At 67.4% G+C, this 21,310-nt stretch carries 14 protein-coding genes; 11 read left to right on the forward strand and 3 right to left on the reverse strand.

What is annotated here, in order from left to right; genetic code table 11:
• Positions 1 to 12: 12 nt before the first annotated feature.
• Positions 13 to 540 (forward strand): VOC family protein, encoded by a 528-nt coding sequence (locus QGN32_RS19920; RefSeq protein ID WP_326545993.1) that lies wholly within the window; start codon positions 13 to 15, stop codon positions 538 to 540.
• 100 nt (positions 541 to 640) lie between these two features.
• Entirely contained in the window at positions 641 to 1,204 is a 564-nt protein-coding gene (locus tag QGN32_RS19925) for a hemerythrin domain-containing protein (protein ID WP_326545994.1), read from the forward strand.
• 12 nt (positions 1,205 to 1,216) lie between these two features.
• On the opposite strand, the gene QGN32_RS19930 is transcribed toward QGN32_RS19925, so the two are convergent.
• Positions 1,217 to 1,933, reverse strand: coding sequence for an enoyl-CoA hydratase/isomerase family protein (locus tag QGN32_RS19930; RefSeq protein WP_326545995.1), 717 nt, complete (start codon positions 1,931 to 1,933; stop codon positions 1,217 to 1,219).
• A gap of 90 nt (positions 1,934 to 2,023) precedes the next feature.
• On the opposite strand from QGN32_RS19930, the gene QGN32_RS19935 reads away from it, so the two are divergent.
• The 6 genes from QGN32_RS19935 to QGN32_RS19960 all read left to right on the forward strand — a co-directional run bounded on the left by QGN32_RS19935 (position 2,024) and on the right by QGN32_RS19960 (position 8,811).
• Positions 2,024 to 3,631 (forward strand): AMP-binding protein, encoded by a 1,608-nt coding sequence (locus tag QGN32_RS19935; protein WP_326545996.1) that lies wholly within the window; start codon positions 2,024 to 2,026, stop codon positions 3,629 to 3,631.
• Positions 3,632 to 3,752: 121 nt separating this feature from the next.
• Positions 3,753 to 4,943 carry an amidohydrolase family protein gene (locus QGN32_RS19940; protein WP_326545997.1) on the forward strand — a complete coding sequence of 397 codons (1,191 nt, stop codon included), beginning with the start codon at positions 3,753 to 3,755 and terminating at the stop codon, positions 4,941 to 4,943.
• Entirely contained in the window at positions 4,940 to 6,409 is a 1,470-nt protein-coding gene (locus tag QGN32_RS19945; protein WP_326545998.1) for a FadD3 family acyl-CoA ligase, read from the forward strand. Before QGN32_RS19940 ends, QGN32_RS19945 begins: the two co-directional genes overlap by 4 nt.
• Positions 6,410 to 6,554: 145 nt before the next feature.
• Positions 6,555 to 7,394, forward strand: coding sequence for an Rv1363c family protein (locus QGN32_RS19950; protein WP_442791853.1), 840 nt, complete (start codon positions 6,555 to 6,557; stop codon positions 7,392 to 7,394).
• Positions 7,391 to 8,050: an Rv1363c family protein gene (locus QGN32_RS19955; protein ID WP_326546000.1), complete on the forward strand. Its 660-nt coding sequence runs from the start codon at positions 7,391 to 7,393 to the stop codon at positions 8,048 to 8,050. Before QGN32_RS19950 ends, QGN32_RS19955 begins: the two co-directional genes overlap by 4 nt.
• On the forward strand, positions 8,050 to 8,811 hold the full coding sequence (locus QGN32_RS19960; RefSeq protein WP_326546001.1) for an IspD/TarI family cytidylyltransferase: 762 nt from the start codon (positions 8,050 to 8,052) through the stop codon (positions 8,809 to 8,811). Before QGN32_RS19955 ends, QGN32_RS19960 begins: the two co-directional genes overlap by 1 nt.
• Here the strand turns inward: QGN32_RS19960 and QGN32_RS19965 are convergent.
• On the reverse strand, positions 8,786 to 9,460 hold the full coding sequence (locus QGN32_RS19965) for an IspD/TarI family cytidylyltransferase (protein ID WP_326549171.1): 675 nt from the start codon (positions 9,458 to 9,460) through the stop codon (positions 8,786 to 8,788). The genes QGN32_RS19960 and QGN32_RS19965 overlap by 26 nt on opposite strands.
• A 147-nt stretch (positions 9,461 to 9,607) precedes the next feature.
• On the opposite strand from QGN32_RS19965, the gene QGN32_RS19970 reads away from it, so the two are divergent.
• The gene (locus QGN32_RS19970; RefSeq protein WP_326546002.1) at positions 9,608 to 10,027 is read left to right on the forward strand and encodes a ChaB family protein; all 420 of its coding nucleotides are present in this window, start codon (positions 9,608 to 9,610) and stop codon (positions 10,025 to 10,027) included.
• Here the strand turns inward: QGN32_RS19970 and QGN32_RS19975 are convergent.
• Entirely contained in the window at positions 9,987 to 11,312 is a 1,326-nt protein-coding gene (locus QGN32_RS19975) for an MFS transporter (RefSeq protein WP_326546003.1), read from the reverse strand. The two genes, QGN32_RS19970 and QGN32_RS19975, sit on opposite strands and share 41 nt — an antisense overlap.
• Positions 11,313 to 11,371: 59 nt before the next feature.
• Between QGN32_RS19975 and QGN32_RS19980 the strand changes: the two genes are divergently transcribed.
• A complete protein-coding gene (locus QGN32_RS19980; RefSeq protein WP_326549247.1) occupies positions 11,372 to 11,575 on the forward strand; it encodes a hypothetical protein in 204 nt (67 codons plus the stop codon).
• Positions 11,576 to 12,064: 489 nt separating this feature from the next.
• Positions 12,065 to 21,301: a polyketide synthase gene (locus tag QGN32_RS19985; RefSeq protein ID WP_326546004.1), complete on the forward strand. Its 9,237-nt coding sequence runs from the start codon at positions 12,065 to 12,067 to the stop codon at positions 21,299 to 21,301.
• Positions 21,302 to 21,310: the final 9 nt, after the last annotated feature.

Genomic DNA, 21,310 nt, shown 5'->3' on the forward strand with positions numbered 1-21,310 from the left:
CCCAGGCGTGTCATGACCATTCTGCCGGGGCCGATCCGCCAGATCGGCTACGTCGTGACCGACATCGACCGGGCGATCGCGAGCTGGCTCGAACTCGGCGTCGGCCCGTGGTTCGTGATGCGGAACCTGACGCTGACCGCGCGGTATCGCGGCGAGCCGTGTGAGATCACCCAGTCGCTGGCGCTGAGCAACAGCGGCGACATGCAGATCGAACTGATCCAGCAGGACAGCGAGGCGCCGAGCATCTTCACCGAATTTCTCGCTGCCGGGGGCGAGGGATTTCATCAGTTCGCATACTGGGCAACCGACTTCGACGCCACCATGCAGGCCGTCGCGCAGGCGGCCTGGCCGGTCGTCTGGGCAGGCGGCGAGGATGTCGGCACCCGCTTCGCCTACGTCGAACCGCCTGCCGGCCAAGCCCACGTCGCGCAGATCATCGAGATCATGGAGCTCACGGAAATCACGAGCGGGATGGCCGCATTCGTGCGCGACGCCGCCGCGAACTGGGACGGCAGCGACCCGATCCGCGTACTCGGTTAGGCGCCGCGACCTCCACGCGTTCGCGGCGGGTCCGGCTGCGACAGCTCGTTTCGCCGTCGAGACGTCGGGTAGCCGGGGGAGAGCACACCGAGGAGGAACGATGACCCCAGCCCAGCGTCATGACGTCGTCGACAAAATCGTCAGCGATCACCACGAATTCGAAGACGTGTTCAAAGAGCTCGAGAAGCACGAAGGCGCCGCGCAGCATCGGCGTGATCTCGTCGAGCATGTGATCGCCGGGATCGTCCGCCACGCCGTGAGTGAAGAACAGTACGTGTACCCCGCGGCTCGGCGGGTCTTGGAGAACGGCGATGAGATCGTCGAGCACGAAATCGAGGAGCACTCCAAGGCCGAAGAGGTGATGAACGAAATCGAGAAGTGCAACACGGAGGACCCCAAGTTCGACGAGCTGGTCGACAAGCTGATCGACGACATCCGCCACCACATCGAGGATGAGGAAGAAAATCTGCTGCCCAAGCTGCGGCAGGCGTGCGACAGCGCAGAGTTGCAAGAGCTCGGTGAGAAGTTCGAGACCGCGAAGAAGATGGCGCCGACCCGCCCGCACCCCATGGCGCCCGACCGTCCGCCGGCCAACAGGATCCTGGGGCCCGGGGCGGGTTTGGTCGACCGGCTACGCGACGCCCTCAGCGGCCGCAACAGTTGACGCGCGGTTCGATTACTTGGAGCGGTTCATCGCCTTCTCGGCGGCGGCCCAGTGCTCGTCGGACACCCACAGCCGCGCGAACGCGTCGACGGCCTCGTCGGTGGAGGCGCCCTTCATCACGCGCTTGATCTCGCCGGCCGGCCGGTGGGCGAGCTTGCGGGCGATCGCGCGCCAGTCGTCGTCGAACGACTCCCGCGGCAGCACCCGGTCGATCAGCCCGACACGTTCGGCCTCGATGGCCGGAAGGATGGTGCCGGTGCCGGCCAGCAGCAGCGCCCTGCTGTAACCGACCAGTTCGGCCAGGCGCTCCGCACCGCCCCACGCGGGCATGATCTCGAGCGACACCTGGTTGAAGCCGATCTTGATGTCGGCGGCGGCCAGGCGGATGTCGGCCGCCACCGCGAACTCGGCCCCTCCGCCGAGCGCATGGCCGTTGAGCACCGCGACGGTGACACTGGCGAACGTCGCGATGCGGTCGCACACCGCACGCATCCGCCTGGCCATGGCGGCGGCGTCGGCCTCGGTGCGCAGCGCCGCGAGCTGTTTGAGGTCACCACCCGACACGAACGCCCGGTCACCCGCGCCCTTGATGACGAGCGCCGTCGCGCCCTCCGCCCCGTCGAGCGCGGCATCCAACTGCTCCATGGTCTCCGGTGCGATCGCATTGCGCGCCTCCGGCCGGTCGATGGTGATGACCGCCAAGCCGTCGTCCAACTCGAGGTCGACCATCAAGCGTTCTCCATTTGCGATATTGGCATTCTCGGATTCAGAGAATAGCATCGCCTCGAGTCGGAGGTGCCGTCCGAGTGTGGGGAGTCCATGCGCAAAATCCCGGTCGAGTTGACCAGACGCTACGAGGAAGAAGGTTGGTGGACGCCCGACACTCTCGGTGAACTGCTGGCGCGAAACCTCGCCGCCAACCCGGAGGCCGGCTTCTGGGTGCACTCCGACGCCCGCCCGTACACCGGCACGTTCGCCGATGTCGAACTGCGGGCCCGGCGACTGGCTGCAGGTCTGCACAGGCGCGGGGTCGGGCCCGGCGACGTGGTGGCGCTGCAGTTGCCCAACTGGATGGAGGCCGCGGTCGCGTTCTGGGCGTCCACGTTCCTGGGTGCGGTCGTCGTACCGATCGTGCACTTCTACGGCCGCAGGGAACTCGGCCACATTCTGTCGACCGCGCGGCCGAAGGTTTTCATCACCGCGCGGGACTTCGGCCGGATGACGTTTGCGCCAGACCTGGCCGCCGACGTCCCGATCGTCGCCCTGGTGGGGGCCGACGAGCGCTTGCGCGAGGAGCATGTCCACAGTTTCGATGAGCTTCTCGATGACGAACCGATGGCGGGAACGCTGGCGACCGATCCGGCCGGCCCGGCGCTGATCGCGTTCACCTCGGGGACCACGAGCAACCCGAAAGGTGTTGTGCACAGCCATCAGACGCTGGGTTTCGAAACCAAGCAGTTGTTGGAGAATTACCCGAGGGACCGCGGCAGGCAGCTCACCGCGGCGCCGGTCGGGCACTTCATCGGCATGGTCGGCGCGTTTCTCATTCCGGTGCTCGAGGGTGCGGCGATCGATCTGTGCGATGTGTGGGATCCGGGCAAGGTACTCAAACTCATGGAGACCGAGGGCATGTCGGTCGGGGGCGGGCCGCCGTACTTCGTCACCAGCCTGCTCGATCACCCCGACTGCACGGACGCGCATCGGTCGCGCTTCACCACCGTCGGGCTCGGTGGGTCCACCGTTCCCGCGGCGGTGACGCGCCGGCTTGCCGACTTGGGCTTCTTCGTATTTCGGTCCTACGGGAGCACCGAGCATCCGTCCATCACGGGCTCGCGGCCGACGGCACCGGAGGACAAACGGCTCTACACCGATGGCGATTTACGCCCCGGCGTCGAGATCAAGCTGACCGAAGACGGTGAAATCCTCTCGCGCGGACCCGATCTGTGCCTGGGGTACACCGACGACGAGCTCACCAAGCGCGCGTTCGACGACGAGGGTTGGTATCACACCGGCGACATCGGTGTGCTCGACGACGACGGCTACCTCACCATCACCGACCGCAAGACCGACGTGATCATCCGCGGCGGCGAGAACATCTCCGCGCTCGAAGTCGAAGAGGTGCTGCTCGGTATGCCCAGCGTGGCCGAAGCCGTCGTGGTGGCCGCGACCGACGACCGGCTCGGCGAGCGGGCGGCCGCAGTGTTGCGCGTCCGAGCGGGCTACGTCATGCCGACGCTCGAGGAGGTGCGCGCCCACTTCAAACAAGCGGGTGTGGCGATCCAGAAGTGGCCCGAGGAACTGCACGAGGTTCCCGAGGGGCAGGACTATCCGCGGACGGCGAGCGGCAAGGTGCAGAAGTTCCGCGTGCGCGAACAGCTGCGTCAGGACAGCACCGCTGCCCTCGCGAGACGTACACCAGGGTCGTGATCTGAGGTTGCCCGACAGCCCTGGTGCAACTCTCGCGAATGCCCGTCGCATAGGGGAGAGGCACGTTGCCAACCGGAGTCCTATGAGAATAGGATTCTCCCGAGATGAAAAGGAGTGTTCCATGGGGCAACTGTCACATCGGGTCGACATCCCGTTCCCGCTGTTCGACGCGGACAACCACCTGTACGAGCCGCCGGAGGCGATGACCAAGTACCTGCCCAAGGAGTACCAGGACATCGTCCAATACGTCGAGGTCAACGGGCGCACGAAGATCGCCATCAAGGGGCAGATCAGCAACTACATCCCGAACCCGACGTTCTCCGTGGTCGCCAAGCCGGGCGCCTGGGAGGAGTACTTCAAGTTCGGCAACCCGGACGGCAAGAGTAAGCGCGAGCTGTTCGGCGAGCCGATGCGGTCGATTCCGGCGTTCTTCGAACCCGCCCCGCGCCTGGAGTTGATGGACGAGCTGGGCGTCGACCGCTCGCTGATGTTCCCGACGCTGGCCAGCCTCATCGAGGAGCGGCTGCGCGACGACCCGGTCGCGATCCACGTCATCATCCACTCGCTGAACCAGTGGCTCGACGAGGTGTGGGGCTTCAACTACCAGAACCGCATCTTCACCACCCCGGTGATCACGCTGCCGATCGTGGAGAAGGCGATCGAGGAACTGGACTGGGCGGTCAAGCGTGGCGCCCGCGCCATCCTGATCCGTCCCGCGCCGGTGCCCGGGTTCCGCGGTCCCCGCTCGTTCGCGCTGCCCGAGTTCGATCCGTTCTGGGAGAAGTGCGTCGAGTACGACGTGTTCGTCGGCATGCACTCGTCGGACAGCGGCTACTCGCGTTACACCTCCGAGTGGGACGGTGCCGCCCAGGAGATGCTGCCGTTCCAGACCAACGCGATGTCCATCCTCAACGAGTGGCGCCCAATCCAGGATGCGGTGGCCTCGTGGGTGATTCACGGTGCGCTGTTCCGGCACCCGAAGCTCAAGGTCGGCATCGTCGAGGCCGGGTCCAAATGGATGTTCCCGCTGCTGGACTCCATGGCCGAGGTCTGGAAGAAGGCCCCCGAGGCCTTCCTGGGCAACCCGATCGAGGAGATCAAGAACCGCATTTACGTCAGCCCGTTCTACGAGGAGGGCATCGACGACCTGATCAACCTCATCGGCGTGGACCAGGTGCTCTACGGCTCCGACTGGCCGCACCCCGAGGGCCTGGCGGAGCCGACCCACTACGTGACCGCGCTCGAACACCTTTCGGTCGAGGATCAGGCGAAGATCATGGGCGGCAACCTGGGTCGTCTCGTCACGGTGTGACGCAACGCTGGGAGACCATCCCCGAGTTGGTCTTGAACGCGGCGGACCGTTTCGGCGACGCGGAAGCTGTCGTCGACGGTCCGCTGCGCTTGTCCTTTGCGGAGCTGGTGCAGCGAATACGTTGCGCCGCAGGAGCTTTCGCTGATTACGGGCTCGCGAAAGGCGATCGGGCCGCGATCTGGGCGCCGAACTCCGCCGACTGGATCGTCGCGGCCTTCGGTCTGCTGGTGGCCGGCGGCGTGCTCGTCCCCGTCAACACGCGGTTCAAACCGGAGGAGGCGGCCGACGTCATCGGCCGCAGCGGCGCCAAAGCCGTGCTGGTGCAGAAGGGTTTCCTCGGGCTGGACTACGCCCTACCGCCTTCAAAGTCGAGTGAGCCGCCGCCCGTGATCGACCTGGGGTCGGACTTCCTGTCGAGCGGGTCGCCCTTCGAACGGGAGGTCGACGGCACCGACATCGCCGACGTCATCTTCACCTCCGGTACCACCGGTAGGCCCAAGGGCGCGATGATGAACCACCGCCAAACGCTTCGGGCGTACGAGGAGTGGGCAACGCTCGCGGATCTCCGCGAGGGCGACCGCTACCTGATGATCAACCCGTACTTCCACACGTTCGGGCTCAAGGCCGGGCTCATCGCATGCTTCCTACGGGGCGCCACCATGCTTCCGGTGGCCGCGTTCGACGTCGGTCGGGTCGTCGATCTTGTTGAGCGCGAACGCATCACGATGCTGCCCGGCCCGCCCACGCTGTACCACTCGCTGCTGAGCGTCGCCGACAAGGGCAGGCTCTCGACCCTGCGCGCGGGGGTGACCGGCGCAGCCGACATCCCGGTGGAGTTGATCCGCCGCATCCGCGACGAGTTGCCGTTTCAGAGTTTGATGACGGGCTACGGGCTCACCGAGGCCGGCAATGTGACGCTATCGCGTCCCGGCGACACTCCCGAGGACGTCGCGACCACGGCCGGGCTGCCCTGCGAAGACGTGGAGGTCCGCATCGCCGCCGACGGCGAGGTACTGGTGCGCGGCTACAACGTCATGCAGGGTTACCTCGACGACCCCGCCGCGACGGCCGATGCCATCGACGCCGACGGCTTCCTGCACACCGGTGATCTCGGCGAGTTCACCGAGTCGGGACGGCTGCGGATCGTGGGCCGCAAGAAGGACATGTTCATAGTCGGTGGCTTCAACGCCTATCCCGCGGAGATCGAGGGGTTCCTGCTCGAACATCCCGCGGTGGCCCAGGCCGCGGTGATCGGAGTGCCGGACGACCGGATGGGTCAGGTCGGGAAGGCGTTCGTCGTGCGCAATGCCGATTACGACGACGTCACGGGTGAGGACCTCATTTCGTGGAGCCGCGAGCGAATGGCGGGCTTCAAGGTGCCACGCTCTGTAGAGTTCCTCGACAGCCTGCCGTTGAACGCCACCGGCAAGGTGATGAAGGACCGCCTCGTGAACACTCAGAGCTGAGCACGGGCACAGCGTGTAAATAGCATTTCCGCAGGAAACCGACGTTTGCCGGGCGCAGCTTGACGCAGGTATCGTCGCGGCGATTACTCAAAGTGGATAACGGCATTCTCACGAGCAGTGCATGACAGAAGACAAGGAGGTCGCTGTGCCGTCTTTCAGGCGCCGCGAGTCGGTGATCGACGCGGACAGCGTCGCACAGCCGCCGCAGGATGACCCTGAGCAGCGGTCAGCGGACTCGGACGAGGCCTTGGCCCTCGCCGAGGAGGCGGAGGCCGAAGCGGCGGAGGCGGAGGCGCTCGCCGCCGCCGCGCGCGCTCGCGCCAAAGCCCTTCGCCTTCGCAGGCAGGCCGCCGAGACGCGGGCCTCCGAACGGCCGTCCGAACCGGTGACCGACAATGTCGCCGAACCGGCCGAGGACACCGAACCGGAATCCGGCGACCCCGCGGCGACCGACGACGCCGACGAAACGGGGGCGCCGCCGAAGCGCCGCCGGATGCCGCGGATCAGGTGGAAGATCGTCGCTGCGGTCTTCGCGATCGTCCTGACCCTGGCGTTCCTCGCCGCGAGCGGGTACATGGTGTGGCAACACCGGTTGGCGCAACACGAGCAACAGCGCACCGCGGAGTTCACCGCGGCCGCACGGCAGAGCGTCGTGACGTTGATGTCGCTGAACTTCAACAACGCCCAGGAAGACGTGCAGCGCATCATCGAGAACTCGACGGGCCAGTTCAGGCAGGATTTCGAGGCGCAGGCCGAGGACTTCACTCAGGTCGCCAAGGACTCCAAGGTGATCACCGAGGTCACGGTCAACGTCGCCTCGCTGAAGTCGGTGACCGACAACAACGCCACCGCGCTGGTGTCGGCCACCTCGCGGGTTACCAACACCGCAGGCGCCAATCAGGAACCGCGCTCATGGCGGCTGATGGTGGACCTGGTCCGGGAGGGTGATCAGATCAAGATGTCGAAAGTCGAGTTCGTACCGTGAGTTTCGAAGCCAACACCGACGAGGCCACCCAGGAGGCGCAGGTGGCGTCCGTGGCCGCCGACGAACCGGGGACGACGGCGGTCGAACCGGAATCGACGGCAGTCGAGGAACCGACCTCCGAGGCCGACCCCGACAGCAGCGCCGAGAGCAGCGCCAAGGGGAGGCGAGGTCTCGGAAAGTATCTCGGCGCCATCCTGCTGACGCTACTGCTCGTGGCCTCGGCGGGTGTCGCGGCGTGGTTGTACTTCTTCCAGTACCGGGTCGATCAGCAAACCAACGGTGACGCGCAGAACGTCGCGTTGGAGGCGGCGAAAACGGGCACGGTGGCGCTGTTGTCGTACGCCCCGGAAACCATGGAACAGGATTTCAGGACGGCGAAGTCGCATCTGACGGGCGACTTCCTCACTTACTACACCCAGTTCACCGAGCAGATCGTGACCCCGGCGGTCAAGGAGAAGCAGGTCAAGACCAACGCGGCGGTCGTGCAGGCCGGCGTGGCAGAAATGCATCCCGATTCCGCGGTGGTGTTGGTGTTCGTCAACCAGACGACTGTCAGCAAGGAGAACCCGGACGGGGCGTTCGCCGCGAGTGCGGTCAAGGTCGGCATGACCAAGTCCGACGGCCGCTGGCTGATCAACGCCTTCGACCCCGTGTAGTGACGGCGTCTCGCGGTCAACGCGTCGCGGCGATCCTGCCGTTGCCGTTCCCGGAACGCGTTGCGGCGGCGTTGGAACCGCTCGCGGGTCAGTCGCCCCTGGTGCGTGTCGTGCGTGGCGCCCTGGCCGCCGTTGTCGATCCGACCGCGCTCAGCGTGGCGGTCGCCGAACGGTTCGCCGGTGACGTCAGCGAACACCTCGCGAATGAAGGATTGGGTGCGGTAGGCGTCGCGGTGGTCGGCGGGCCGGCCACCCGGGCGCAGTGCCTGGCGGCCGCGCTCGAACAGGTTGGTAGCGCGCCGGTTTCGGCTCGGTTCGTGCTCGTCTACGACGTTCGCCAACCGCTGACCTCGGCGGAGGTCCGGGATCGGGTCGTCGAGCGCCTCACGGGGGCAACGCCCGTGGTGCTGCCGGTGCTGGCGGTCACCGACAGCGTGAAAGCCGTCGACGGGCGCGGTGTGGTCGTCGCGTCACTGGATCGGTCGGCCCTTCAGAGCGTGCAGTACCCACGCGGGTTCGCCGCCGACCTCCTTGCCCGGTTGCTCACCGAGTCGGCCGGCGAGTCCGACGCCGGAAAGTTCGATGCTGAAAAGTTTGATGCTGAAAAGTTCGATGCTGAAAAGTTCGATGAGGCCGTCGAGGCGATCCGCGCGGCCGTTCCGATCTCCACGGTCGACGGCGACCCGGAGGCCATCGCCGTCGACCTGCCGCACGATGCCCCGTACCTCGAGGCGGTCATCGCGAGTCGCCGGCGGCCCTGAGGGTCGCCAGGAGGTGTTCGGCGATCGCGATGTCGCGGGCGTAGGTCACTTTGATGTTGTGCATCTCGCCCGGGAACGTGTGCACGGCAACATCGGTGAACGCCTCGATGCACGACGACGTATCGGTGCCTTCGAATCCGTGGCGATCCGCGCTGCGGTAGGCGTCGAGTAGCGGCGCGGCCCGGAAGGCTTGCGGTGTCTGCACCCGAACGAGCGTGGAGGCCGCGGCCGGTTCCTGTAGCCCGGTGGTGACGACGTTCGGAAGCGGCAACGCCGGTACGGCACCACCGAACTCACGGGCGGCTGTTAGTGCGCGGGCGAACATCTTCGGGCCGGCCACCGGGCGCGCGCCGTCGTGGATGAGCACGACGTCGATGCCGCCGGACTCGATGTCGGGCTCGAGGTGGCGCAGCACGTTGAGTTCGGAACCGTGCCGGCTTTCGCCACCCTCCACGAACTCCACACGGGCCGTTGGCAGTTCGCGGGCGACCATGTCGCCGGCCAGTCCCAGCTCACCCTGCCGATAGACCAGCACGACTCGCTCGATACCCGGCACTTGGCTTACGGTTTCCAGCGACCAGGCGACCATCGGTCGACCAGCCACCGGGAGATAGGCCTTGTTGCCGTCGGCGCCGACTCTGGCCCCCATGCCCGCCGCGAGCACCACGGCCACGGCGGAAGGCTCCTCGACGGTCACACTCGTATCTTGGCACTGCGCCTCCTACGACCGTCGCCGACAACGAAGTCACAGCTACCGAGCCGTTTCGGCCCTTCACGACCCGGGTACGCCGTTGGCATGCCGAAGACAACCAAGAGTGGCAGTGCCCGCAAGAGCGAACTGCCGAGCACGCTGCAGAAGTCGGACGCCAAGGCGCAACGGACCTTCGCCAAGGCCCACGACGCCGCAGCCAAAGAGTACGGCGATGGCGAGCGCGCGCACCGCGTCGCCTACAGCGCGCTCAAGCACAGTTACGAGAAGGTTGGGGACCACTGGGAACCCAAGGGCAAGAAGGGGCCGAGCGATCAGCGCGCGCGTAGCGGAGGCCCCAACGCCAAGGGCAAGACCGCCGAGGGCGTCGACGCCAACGCGTCGAAGAAACACCTCATGGAGGTCGCTCGGCGGCTAGATGTCTCGGGCCGATCGACGATGAACAAAGACGAGTTGGTCTCGGCGATCAAGAAGGCCAACCGTCGCGTGACGGCCCGCGGTCGCTGACGTCGATGCCCCAGCCGCGCTCGGCTGGGCGGGTGTCCAGCCCTTCCAACAGCATTCGTTCCTGCTCGACCCGCATCAGCTTGCGCGCTTTGCGCCGGGTGATGAGGATGCCGGTCACCGCCAGGACCCAGACCGCATACTGCACGGTCCAGGCCACCCGGAACGAGTCGAAGGAGATTTCGCCGGCGGCGTCGAGGATGACACCCATCGCCTGCATCACCAACAACGAGGCGATGAAGCCACCCATGTTGACCAGGCCAGAGGCGGTGCCCAGCGTCGCACTGGGGTTGAAGGTCCGCGCGAAGTCGAAGCCGACCATCGACCCGGGACCCCCAACCGAGATCACGACGATCAACACCACCAGCAGCCACAGCGGCGCCGGCCCGGGCAACGCCAACACGACGGTCCACACCAACGCGTTGCCGGCGATGATCGCCAGGACCAGCCATGACCGCCGGTGCGGCCGCCGTCCGGTGAAGATGCCGATCAGCACGCCCGCCGAGATGGCGGCCACCACCGATACGGTCAACAACATCCCTGCCACGCGGGGCGGGAGCCCGTGGGCGTTGGTCAGGTACGGGACACCCCACATCAGCGCGAACACCGTCACCGAGAACTGGGTGCCCATATGGGTGAAGAATCCGAGCCTGGTGCCGGGTCGCAGCCAGACGGTTTTGACGCTGGCCAGCGTTTCGCGCACGGAGACGGTCTCGATCTCGACGGCGTCGCCGTGCGGCGCGTTCCTTACCAACAGCGACGTCAGGAGAATCGATAAGACGCCCAGGGCCGCCACCGACACGTACGCCGGCGTCCAACCCCAGGCGTTGAGAACGGCGAAGAACGGAATCGCCGAGAGCACCTGGCCGAGTTGTCCGCAAATCCCGGTCAATTGCGTGACCAACGGAACTTGTCGAGGGCTGAACCAGTGCGGAACCAGTCGCAGGACCGAAATGAACGTGACGGCATCGCCCAAGCCGAGCAGCGCCCGCGCGCCGATAGCGGTCGGCAGCGACTCGGTGAACGCGAGCGCGAGTTGGCCCGCCGCCATCAGCACGGCGCCGGCGAGAATCAGCCTCTTGGAGCCGAAGCGGTCCAGCAGCAGCCCGGCGGGCACCTGCGCACCGGCGTAGACGACGACCTGCAGCACGACGAACGTCGACAGCACGCTTGGGCTGGCTTGGAACCGCTCTGCCGCATCGAGGCCGGAGACGCCCAACGTGGTGCGGTCGAGAACTGCGACGATGTAGGCGAAGAGTCCGGTGGCCCACACGATCCAGGGACGCACACCGAACCTTTCCCGCTGGTGGTTGATAAGTCTGACTTTTCCATGGTTCCGGACGTCGGGTGACCGGCGCCAATTCCGGGTCGGTGAGTTCGCTCACCGAGGCGCGCCCAGAACGCCGGCGTGGCCCGCGCCGACGGCGCTGCCCGGACGCGCATCTGCATCACGTCGAGATCGTCACGCGTTCCGTCGGTGTCGGCGTGGACATCAACCACATCCTCGAGCCCGATTACGGACAGCGGGGCCTAAACCTTACCGATCGGTAAGTAGGTGCAGCAAACATCTCTCGTCGGCCGAGGGCTTCGAGAAGACAGATGGTACCCGGGTGTCTCGTTGCTGCGCAGCGACGTGGCTGGTGAGAGGTATCGAAAAATCCTGCATAACGATTTGATAACAAAACTGCCGTGATCAGCACAGTTCTGCCTACTCGGCCGTAACCGCCTGCATGCAGCACCTTTGTCCCGAATGTCTCCGGCGGTTGTCGAACTGCGTGTTATCCATCGAGCGGTTACCCGAGCGTAGAACTCGTCAGTAACCGTTTCGACCGCCAAGAGGGGTCTTGTTCTTATGACACTCTTAGTACGGCTGGAGTGCGCGGAAGGTGGTCTGCGAGGGTAGCCGGACTGCCCGGCCGGACCAGCGGGATTCGATGGTGAATCGCGTAGCGCCGCAGGATGAGGCCCCAGGGAGCCTCGGAGCTTTCGAGGTGTCAACCGACGATGCACATGAGGCGGGACAGAGGGAGATAGCAGGACGTGACGATCAACGAGCAGCACCGGGTGTCCGCTGACCGCACCACGGGGGCCGCCCATGTCGGTGCCCAGGCCCTCGTCGATCGGCTGAACTCCGGTGAGCCCTATGCCGTGGCGTTCGGCGGCCAGGGCGGCTCGTGGCTGGAGAACCTGGAGGAGTTGGTCGGCTCGGCCGGCATCGAGTCGGAACTCAGCGAGGTGGTCGGGGAGGCCGCACTGCTTCTCGAGCCCGTCGCGCGCGAGCTCGTGGTGGTGCGCCCGATCGGCTTCGAACCTCTGCACTGGGTCCGGGCGCTGGCCGCCGACGAGCCCCTGCCCGCCACCAAACAGCTCATCACCGCCGCAATCTCGGGTCCGGGCATCCTGCTCGCACAGATGGCCGCGATCCGTGCCGCGATCCGCCAGGGGTTGGACCTGTACGGCGCCCCGCCGGTCGCGATGGCCGGGCACTCACAGGGCATCATCGCCTGCGAGTCGCTGCGCTCGCGCGGCGCCAAGGACGCCGAACTGCTGGCGCTGCTGCAGCTGATCGGCGCCGCCGGGTCATTGGTCTCCCGGCGTCGCGGCATGGTCGGCCGCGGCGACAAGTCGCCGATGGTCTCGGTGACCAACGTCGATCCGGACCGCATCGCCGAATTGCTTGAAGAGTTCTCCCAAGACGTGCGCACCGTCCTGCCGCCGGTGCTGTCGATCCGCAACGGCAGGCGTTCGGTCGTCATCACCGGCACCCCCGAGCAGCTGGGCCGGTTCGAGCTCTACTGCTCGAAGATCACCGAGAAGGAGGAGGCCGAGCGCAAGAACAAGGTTCGCGGCGGCAGTGTGTTCCGCCCGGCCTTTCACGGGGTGCAGGTAGAGGTCGGTTTCCACACGCCGCGCCTCGCCGGCGGTGTCGAGGTGGTCGACACCTGGGCCGCCAGGTGCGGTATCGACCCCGACCTCGCCCACGAGATGACCGAGGCGATCTTCGTGCGCCCGATCGACTGGGTCGGTGAGGTGGAGCGGCTACACGAGGCCGGCGCCAAGTGGATCGTCGACCTCGGTCCGAGCGACACCGTGACACGGCTGACCGCACCGATCATCCGAGGGCTGGGTGTGGGCATCGTGCCGGCCGCCACGCGCGTCGGACAACGCAATCTGTTCACGGTCGGCGCGGAACCCGAAGTGCCGCCGGCGTGGTCGAGCTATGCGCCGACCACCGTTGCGCTACCCGACGGCTCGGTGAAGCTGTCGACGAAATTCACCCGGCTGACCGGGCGCTCGCCGATCCTGCTCGCGGGCATGACCCCGACGACCGTCGACGCCAAGATCGTCGCGGCCGCTGCCAACGCCGGTCACTGGGCCGAACTCGCCGGCGGTGGCCAGGTCACCGAGGAGATCTTCACCGAGCGCATCGCGGAGCTGAGCACGTTGCTCGAGCCGGGTCGCGCGGTGCAGTTCAACTCCCTGTTCCTCGACCCCTATCTGTGGAAACTGCAGCTGGGCGGGAAACGCCTGGTGCAGCGGGCTCGTCAGTCCGGCGCGCCGATCGACGGGGTCGTCGTTTCCGCGGGCATCCCCGACCTCGAAGAAGCGGTCGAGCTGATCGATGAGCTCAACACCGTCGGCATCAAGCATGTGGTCTTCAAACCGGGCACGATCGACCAGATCAAGTCCGTCATCAAGATCGCTGCAGAGGTACCCGGCAAGGATCTCATCGTGCACATCGAGGGTGGCCGCGCGGGCGGTCACCACTCTTGGGAAGACCTCGACGACCTGCTGCTGAGCACCTACGGGGAGTTGCGCAAGCTGCCGAACATCACGGTCTGCGTCGGCGGCGGCATCGGCACCCCCGAGCGGGCGGCCGAGTACCTGTCCGGGCACTGGGCCACCGAATACGGCTTCCCGGCCATGCCGGTCGACGGCATCCTCGTCGGCACTGCGGCGATGGCGACGCTGGAGGCGACCACCTCGCCGGCCGTCAAGCAGATGCTCGTCGAGACGTCCGGAACCGACCGCTGGATCAGCGCTGGGAAAGCCCAGGGCGGCATGGCTTCCAGCCGCAGCCAGCTCGGCGCCGACATCCACGAGATCGACAACGCCGCATCGCGGTGCGGCAGGCTGCTCGACGAGGTCGCCGGCGACGCCGAGGCCGTGGCGGACCGGCGCGACGAGATCATCGCGGCGATGGCCACCACCTGCAAGCCGTACTTCGGCGACGTCGGGGAGATGACCTACCGGCGGTGGTTGGCACGCTATGTGGAGTTGGCCATCGGCGACGGCGACAGCACCGCCGACACCAAGCTGCCGGGCACTCCCTGGCTCGCCGACACCTGGCGTGACCGGTTCGCCGACATGCTGCACCGCGCCGAGGCCCGGCTACACCCGCAGGACTCCGGCCCGATCACGACGCTGTTCGACGATCCTGGGCTGTTCGACGATCCGGACCAGGCGATCGCCACGCTGCTGGCGTGCTATCCGGAGGCCGAGATGCTGCGGCTGCACCCGGCCGATGTGCCCTGGTTCGTCACGCTCTGCAAGACGCCGGGCAAGCCGGTCAACTTCGTTCCGGTCATCGACAAGGACGTGCGGCGGTGGTGGCGCAGCGATTCGCTGTGGCAGGCCCACGACGCCCGCTACGCCGCCGATGCGGTGTGCATCATCCCCGGCACCCAGGCGGTGGCCGGTATCACCCGGGTCGACGAGCCGGTCGGTGAGCTTCTCGACCGCTTCGAACAGGCCGCGATCGACGAGGTACTGGCCAGCAACGGCAATCCGGTGCCGGTGGTGTCACGGCGCCAGGCCCGCGCCGACGTCACGGGGCCGCTCGCAGTGGTGCTGGACTCGCCCGACGTGCTGTGGGCCGGCCGCGTCGCGATCAACCCGGTGCACCGGATCGGTGCCCCCGACGAGTGGCAGGCCAACGAAAACCGTAACGCCACCCACCCCTCGACGGGCGCTCGTCTGGAGCTCGACGACGACCGCGTGACGCTGAGCGTTCCGCTGTCCGACATCTGGATCGACATCCCCTTCACGCTGCCGACGTGCACCGTGGACGGTGGAATGCCGGTGGTGACTGTCGAAGACGCCTCGGCCGCAATGCGTTCCGTGTTGGCGATCGCCGCCGGCATCGAAAGTTCGGGCGGACCCGACGATTTGCCGCCGGTGCACGACAACACCGCGACGGTCACCGCCGACTGGGATCCCGAACGGGTCGCCGATCACACCGGTGTCACCGCAGCCCTCGGCGCACCGCTCGCGCCCGGTCTCACCCTGGTGCCCGACGCGCTCGTCGGGCACTGCTGGCCCGCGGTCTTCGCGGCGATCGGCGCGGCCGTCACCGAGGACGGCTTGCCTGTCGTCGAGGGCCTGCTGAGCCTGGTGCACCTTGACCACGCCGCGCATCTGCTGACGCAGATGCCCAAGACCCGAGCCGAATTGACCGTCACTGCAACGGCTTCGACGGCCAGCGACACCGAATACGGCCGCGTGGTACCCGTGTCGGTGCAGATTCGCGATGCCGACGGCGCCCTGCTGGCCACGCTCGAGGAACGCTTCGCGATCCGCGGTCGCACCGGTGCGGCGGAATTGAGCGATCCGCCCCGCGCGGGCGGCGCGGTCACCGACAACGCCACCGAGACGCAGCGTCGTCGTCGCCGCGACGTCACGGTCACCGCACCCACCGACATGAGCGCGTTCGCCGTCGTCTCCGGGGATTACAACCCGATTCACACCGATCGCGCAGCCGCGCTACTGGCCGGGCTGAAATCGCCCATCGCGCATGGCATGTGGCTGTCGGCCGCTGCGCAGCACGTCGTCACCGCGACCGACGGCAAGCCAGCACCGCCTGCGCGGGTGGTCGGCTGGACGTCTCGGTTCCTGGGCATGGTGCTTCCGGGCGACGACATCGACTTCCGCGTCGACCGCGTCGGAATCGACCGCGGCGCAGAGATTCTCGAGGTGACCGCCAAGGTTTCCGGTGAACTCGTGATGTCGGGTACCGCGCAGTTGGCAGCGCCGAAGACCGTGTACGCGTTCCCCGGTCAGGGAATCCAGCACAAGGGCATGGGCATGGAGGTGCGTGCCCGGTCGAAGGCGGCGCGCAAGGTGTGGGACACCGCCGACAAGTTCACCCGCGACACGTTGGGCTTCTCGGTGCTGCACGTGGTGCGCGACAACCCGACCAGCCTGATCGCCAGCGGTGTGCATTACCACCATCCCGACGGTGTGCTGTTCCTGACGCAGTTCACGCAGGTCGCGATGGCGACCGTGGCCACCGCGCAGGTCGCCGAGATGCGTGAGCAGGGCGCATTCGTCGAGGGCGCGATCGCCTGCGGTCACTCCGTCGGCGAGTACACCGCGCTCGCCTGTGTCAGCGGTGTCTACGAACTCGAGGCGCTGCTGGAGGTGGTGTTCCACCGCGGCAGCAAGATGCACGACATCGTGCCACGTGATCATCTCGGCCGCTCGAACTACCGGCTGGCCGCGATCCGGCCGTCGCAGATCGACCTCGACGACGCCGACGTCAAACAGTTCGTCGCCGAGATTGCGGCGAATACTGGAGAGTTCTTGGAGATCGTGAACTTCAACCTGCGCGGCTCGCAGTATGCGATCGCGGGCACCGTGCGTGGGTTGGAAGCGCTGGAGGAGGAGGTCGAGCGACGTCGCGAGATCACCGGGGGCAAGCGCTCCTTCATTCTTGTTCCGGGTATCGACGTGCCGTTCCACTCGTCGGTGCTGCGGGTCGGTGTCGCCGACTTCCGCCGCTCCCTCGAGCGCGTCATGCCCCGCGATCAGGACCCTGACCTGCTCATCGGCAAGTACATCCCGAACCTGGTGCCGCGGCCGTTCACGCTCGATCGCGACTTCGTCCAGGAGATCCGGGATCTGGTGCCCGCCGAACCGCTCGACGAGATCCTCGCCGACTACGACACGTGGCGCAGTGAGCGGCCCGCCGAGCTATGCCGCAAGATCGTCATCGAACTGCTGGCGTGGCAGTTCGCCAGCCCGGTGCGCTGGATCGAGACGCAGGATCTGCTGTTCATCGAGGAGGCCGCCGGGGGGCTCGGGATCGAGCGCTTCGTCGAGATCGGTGTGAAGTCCGCGCCGACCGTTGCGGGCCTGGCGGCCAACACGCTGAAGCTGCCCGAATATTCGCACAGCACAACGGAAGTGCTGAACTCTGAGCGGGACGCGGCGGTGCTGTTCGCGACCGACTCCGACCCGGAGCCCGAACTCGACGACGTGCCGGCTTCCGCTCCGGAGCCTGACGTGACCTCAGCCGTCGAGGCGGCTGCCCCGGCCGTGCCCGCACCGGCGCTCGCCGCGCCGACGGGCGGCCCCCGCCCGGAGGACCTGACGTTCGACGCCGCCGACGCGACGATGGCGTTGATAGCGCTGGCGGCCAAGATGCGCATCGACCAGATCGAGCCGCTGGACTCCATCGAGTCGATCACCGACGGAGCGTCATCGCGACGCAACCAGCTGCTGGTCGATCTCGGCTCCGAGCTCGACCTCGGCGCCATCGACGGTGCGGGCGAGGCCGACCTGGCCGGACTCAAAGGGCAGGTCACCAAGCTGGCCAGGACCTACAAACCGTTCGGCCCCGTGCTCTCCGACGCGGTGAACGACCAGTTGCGCACCGTGTTCGGGCCGTCTGGTAAGCGGCCGGGCTACATCGCCGAGCGGGTCGCCAAGACCTGGGAGCTGGGTGCGGGTTGGGCCAAGCACGTCACCGTCGAGGTCGCGCTGGGCACCCGTGAAGGGGCCAGCGTGCGCGGTGGTGATCTGGGCGGGTTGCACGACGGAGCGCTGGCCGACGCGGCGACCGTCGACAAGGTCATCGACGGCGCGGTCGCCGCGGTGGCGGCCCGGCGCGGCGTTGCGGTCTCGCTGCCGTCGGCGGCGGGCGCCAGTGGCGGTGTGGTGGATTCCGCCGCGCTGACCGAGTTCGCCGAGCGGGTCACGGGTCGCGACGGCGTGCTCGCATCGGCGGCCCGGATGATCCTGGGGCAGCTCGGACTCGACACGCCCATCCCGGTCCCGGAAGCCAGCGATGCTGAGCTCATCGACCTCGTCACCGCCGAATTGGGTTCGGACTGGCCACGTTTGGTGGCACCTGCGTTCGACGGCCGCAAAGCGGTGCTCTTCGACGACCGCTGGGCCAGCGCCCGCGAGGACCTGGCCCGGCTGTGGCTGTCCGGCGAGGACGAGATCGACCACGACTGGCAGCGGCTCTCGACGCGATTCGAGGGCGCCGGTCACGTGGTCGGCACGCAGGCCACATGGTGGCAGGGCAGGGCGTTGGCGGCGGGGCGCAACATCCACGCCTCGCTGTACGGCCGAGCCGCGGCGGGCGCGGAGAACCCGGGCACCGGCCGCTACAGCGACGAGGTCGCCGTCGTCACCGGCGCCTCGAAGGGTTCGATCGCCGCGTCGGTGGTCGCGCAGTTGCTCGACGGTGGCGCGACGGTCATCGCGACGACGTCCAAGCTCGACGACGACCGGTTGGCGTTCTACCGCAACCTCTACCGCGACAACGCCCGCTGGGACGCCAAGTTATGGGTGGTGCCCGCCAACATGGCGTCCTACACCGATATCGACGCACTGGTTCAGTGGGTCGGTACCGAGCAGACCGAAAGCCTTGGGCCGCAGTCGATTCACCTCAAGGATGCCCAGACCCCGACGCTGCTGTTCCCGTTCGCGGCGCCGCGGGTCGCCGGCGACCTGTCCGACGCCGGGTCGCGCGCAGAGATGGAGATGAAGGTGCTGCTGTGGGCCGTGCAACGGCTGATCGGCGGGCTCTCACACATCGGCGCCGAGCGCGATATCGCCGCGCGCCTGCACGTCGTGCTGCCCGGCTCACCGAACCGTGGCATGTTCGGCGGTGACGGCGCCTACGGTGAGGCCAAGTCGGCGCTCGACGCGGTGGTGTCCCGGTGGAAGGCCGAATCGTCGTGGGCGCAGCGGGTTTCGCTGGCGCACGCGCTGATCGGCTGGACCAAGGGCACGGGTCTGATGGGGCACAACGACGCGATGGTCGGCGCGGTCGAAGAAGCCGGGGTCCGCACGTACACGACCGACGAGATGGCGGCCATGCTGCTGGGGCTGTGTGACATCGAGTCCAAGGTGGCCGCCGCGCGAGCGCCGCTGCAGGCGGACTTCACCGGCGGCCTGGCCGAGGCCGACATCGACATGGCCGAGCTGGCGGCCAAGGCACGCGAAGAGATGGTGACCGAGAGCCGGGCCGAGGAGCCCGACGCCGAGGGCACCGTGCGCGCGCTGCCGTCGCCGCCGCGGGGCTACAAGTCCGCGCCACCGCCGGACTGGGCCGACCTCGACATCGACCCGGCCGACATGGTGGTGATCGTCGGCGGCGCCGAACTTGGGCCGTACGGCTCGTCGCGCACCCGGTTCGAGATGGAGGTCGACAACGAGTTGTCGGCGGCCGGCGTGCTCGAGCTGGCGTGGACGACCGGACTGGTCAAGTGGGAGGACGATCCCACGCCGGGCTGGTACGACACGCAGACCGGCGAGCTGGTCGACGAGGGCGAGCTGGTGGAGCGTTACCACGACGCCGTCATCGAGCGGGTCGGTATCCGCGAGTGGGTCGACGACGGTGCGATCGACCCCGATCACGCGTCGCCCCTTCTGTTTTCGGTATTCCTCGACAAGGACTTCACGTTCGTCGTGTCGTCGGAAGCCGAAGCCCGCGGGTTCCTGCAGTTCGACCCGGAACACACGGTGATCGCCCCGGCGCCGGAAGGCGGCGACTGGCAGGTCACCCGTAAGGCGGGCACCGAGGTTCGGGTGCCGCGCAAGGTCAAGCTGTCGCGCACCGTCGGTGCGCAGATCCCCACCGGATTCGATCCGAGGGTGTACGGGGTTTCGCAGGACATGAGCAACTCGATCGACCGGTTGGCGCTGTGGAACCTCGTCACCACGGTCGACGCGTTCCTGTCGGCGGGCTTCAGCCCGAACGAGCTCATGCGGTGGGTGCACCCGAGCCTGGTGGCCAGTACCCAGGGCACCGGCATGGGTGGAATGACCTCGATGCAGACCATGTACCACGGCAACCTGCTCGGCCAGAACAAGCCGAACGACATCCTGCAGGAGGTGCTGCCGAACGTCATCGCCGGGCACGTCGTCCAGTCCTATGTCGGCAGCTACGGCGCGATGATCCACCCGGTCGGCGCATGCGCGACGGCAGCCATCTCGGTGGAGGAGGGTGTCGACAAGATCCGGTTGGGCAAGGCCGAGTTCGTGGTCGCCGGCGGATACGACGACACGACGCTCGAGGCGGTCATCGGCTTCGGTGACATGGCCGCGACCGCGGACACCGAGATGATGCGCGCCAAGGGCATCAGTGACTCGAAGTTCTCGCGTGCCAACGATCGTCGCCGGCTCGGGTTCGTCGAGGGCCAAGGCGGTGGGACCATCCTGCTGGCCCGCGGTGACCTCGCGCTCAACATGGGGCTGCCCGTGCTCGCGGTGGTCGGTTACGTGTCGTCGTTCGGCGATGGTGTGCACACCTCGATCCCGGCTCCGGGCCTCGGCGCGCTGGGCGCGGGACGCGGTGGTCGCGAGTCGCAGCTGGCGCGCTCGCTGGCCAGGCTCGGGGTCGGGGCCGACGACATCGCAGTGGTGTCCAAGCACGACACCTCGACGCTGGCCAACGATCCCAACGAGACCGAACTGCACGAGCGGCTGGCCGATGCGTTGGGCAGGTCCGAAGGTGCACCACTGTTCGTGGTGTCGCAGAAGAGCCTGACCGGTCACTCCAAGGGCGGCGCGGCGGCGTTCCAGATGCTGGGGCTCTGCCAAATCCTGCGCGACGGCGTCATCCCGCCGAACCGCAGCCTGGATTGCGTCGACGACGAATTGGCGGGCTCGGCGCACTTCGTGTGGGTGCGCGACACGCTGAAGTTCGGCGAGAAGTTCCCGCTCAAAGCGGGGCTGATCACCAGCCTGGGCTTCGGTCACGTATCCGGTCTGATCGCGCTGGTGCATCCGCAGGCGTTCCTCGCCGCGCTCAGCCCGACGCAACGCGCCGAGTACAAACAGCGCGCCGACGACCGGGTGCTGGCGGGGCAACACCGGCTCGCGTCGGCGATCGCCGGCGGTAAGCCGATGTACGAGAAGCCGGCCGACCGCCGGTTCAACCACGACGCCCCGGAGAAGCCGCAGGAAGCCGAGATGCTTCTCGATGCGGCGGCACGGCTCGGCGACGACGACGTGTATGTGCGCGCGCAACGCGGGCGATGAGCGCTTGCG

It is taken from the genome of Mycolicibacterium sp. ND9-15, from assembly GCF_035918395.1.
In the GTDB taxonomy this organism is placed as follows: Bacteria; Actinomycetota; Actinomycetes; order Mycobacteriales; family Mycobacteriaceae; genus Mycobacterium.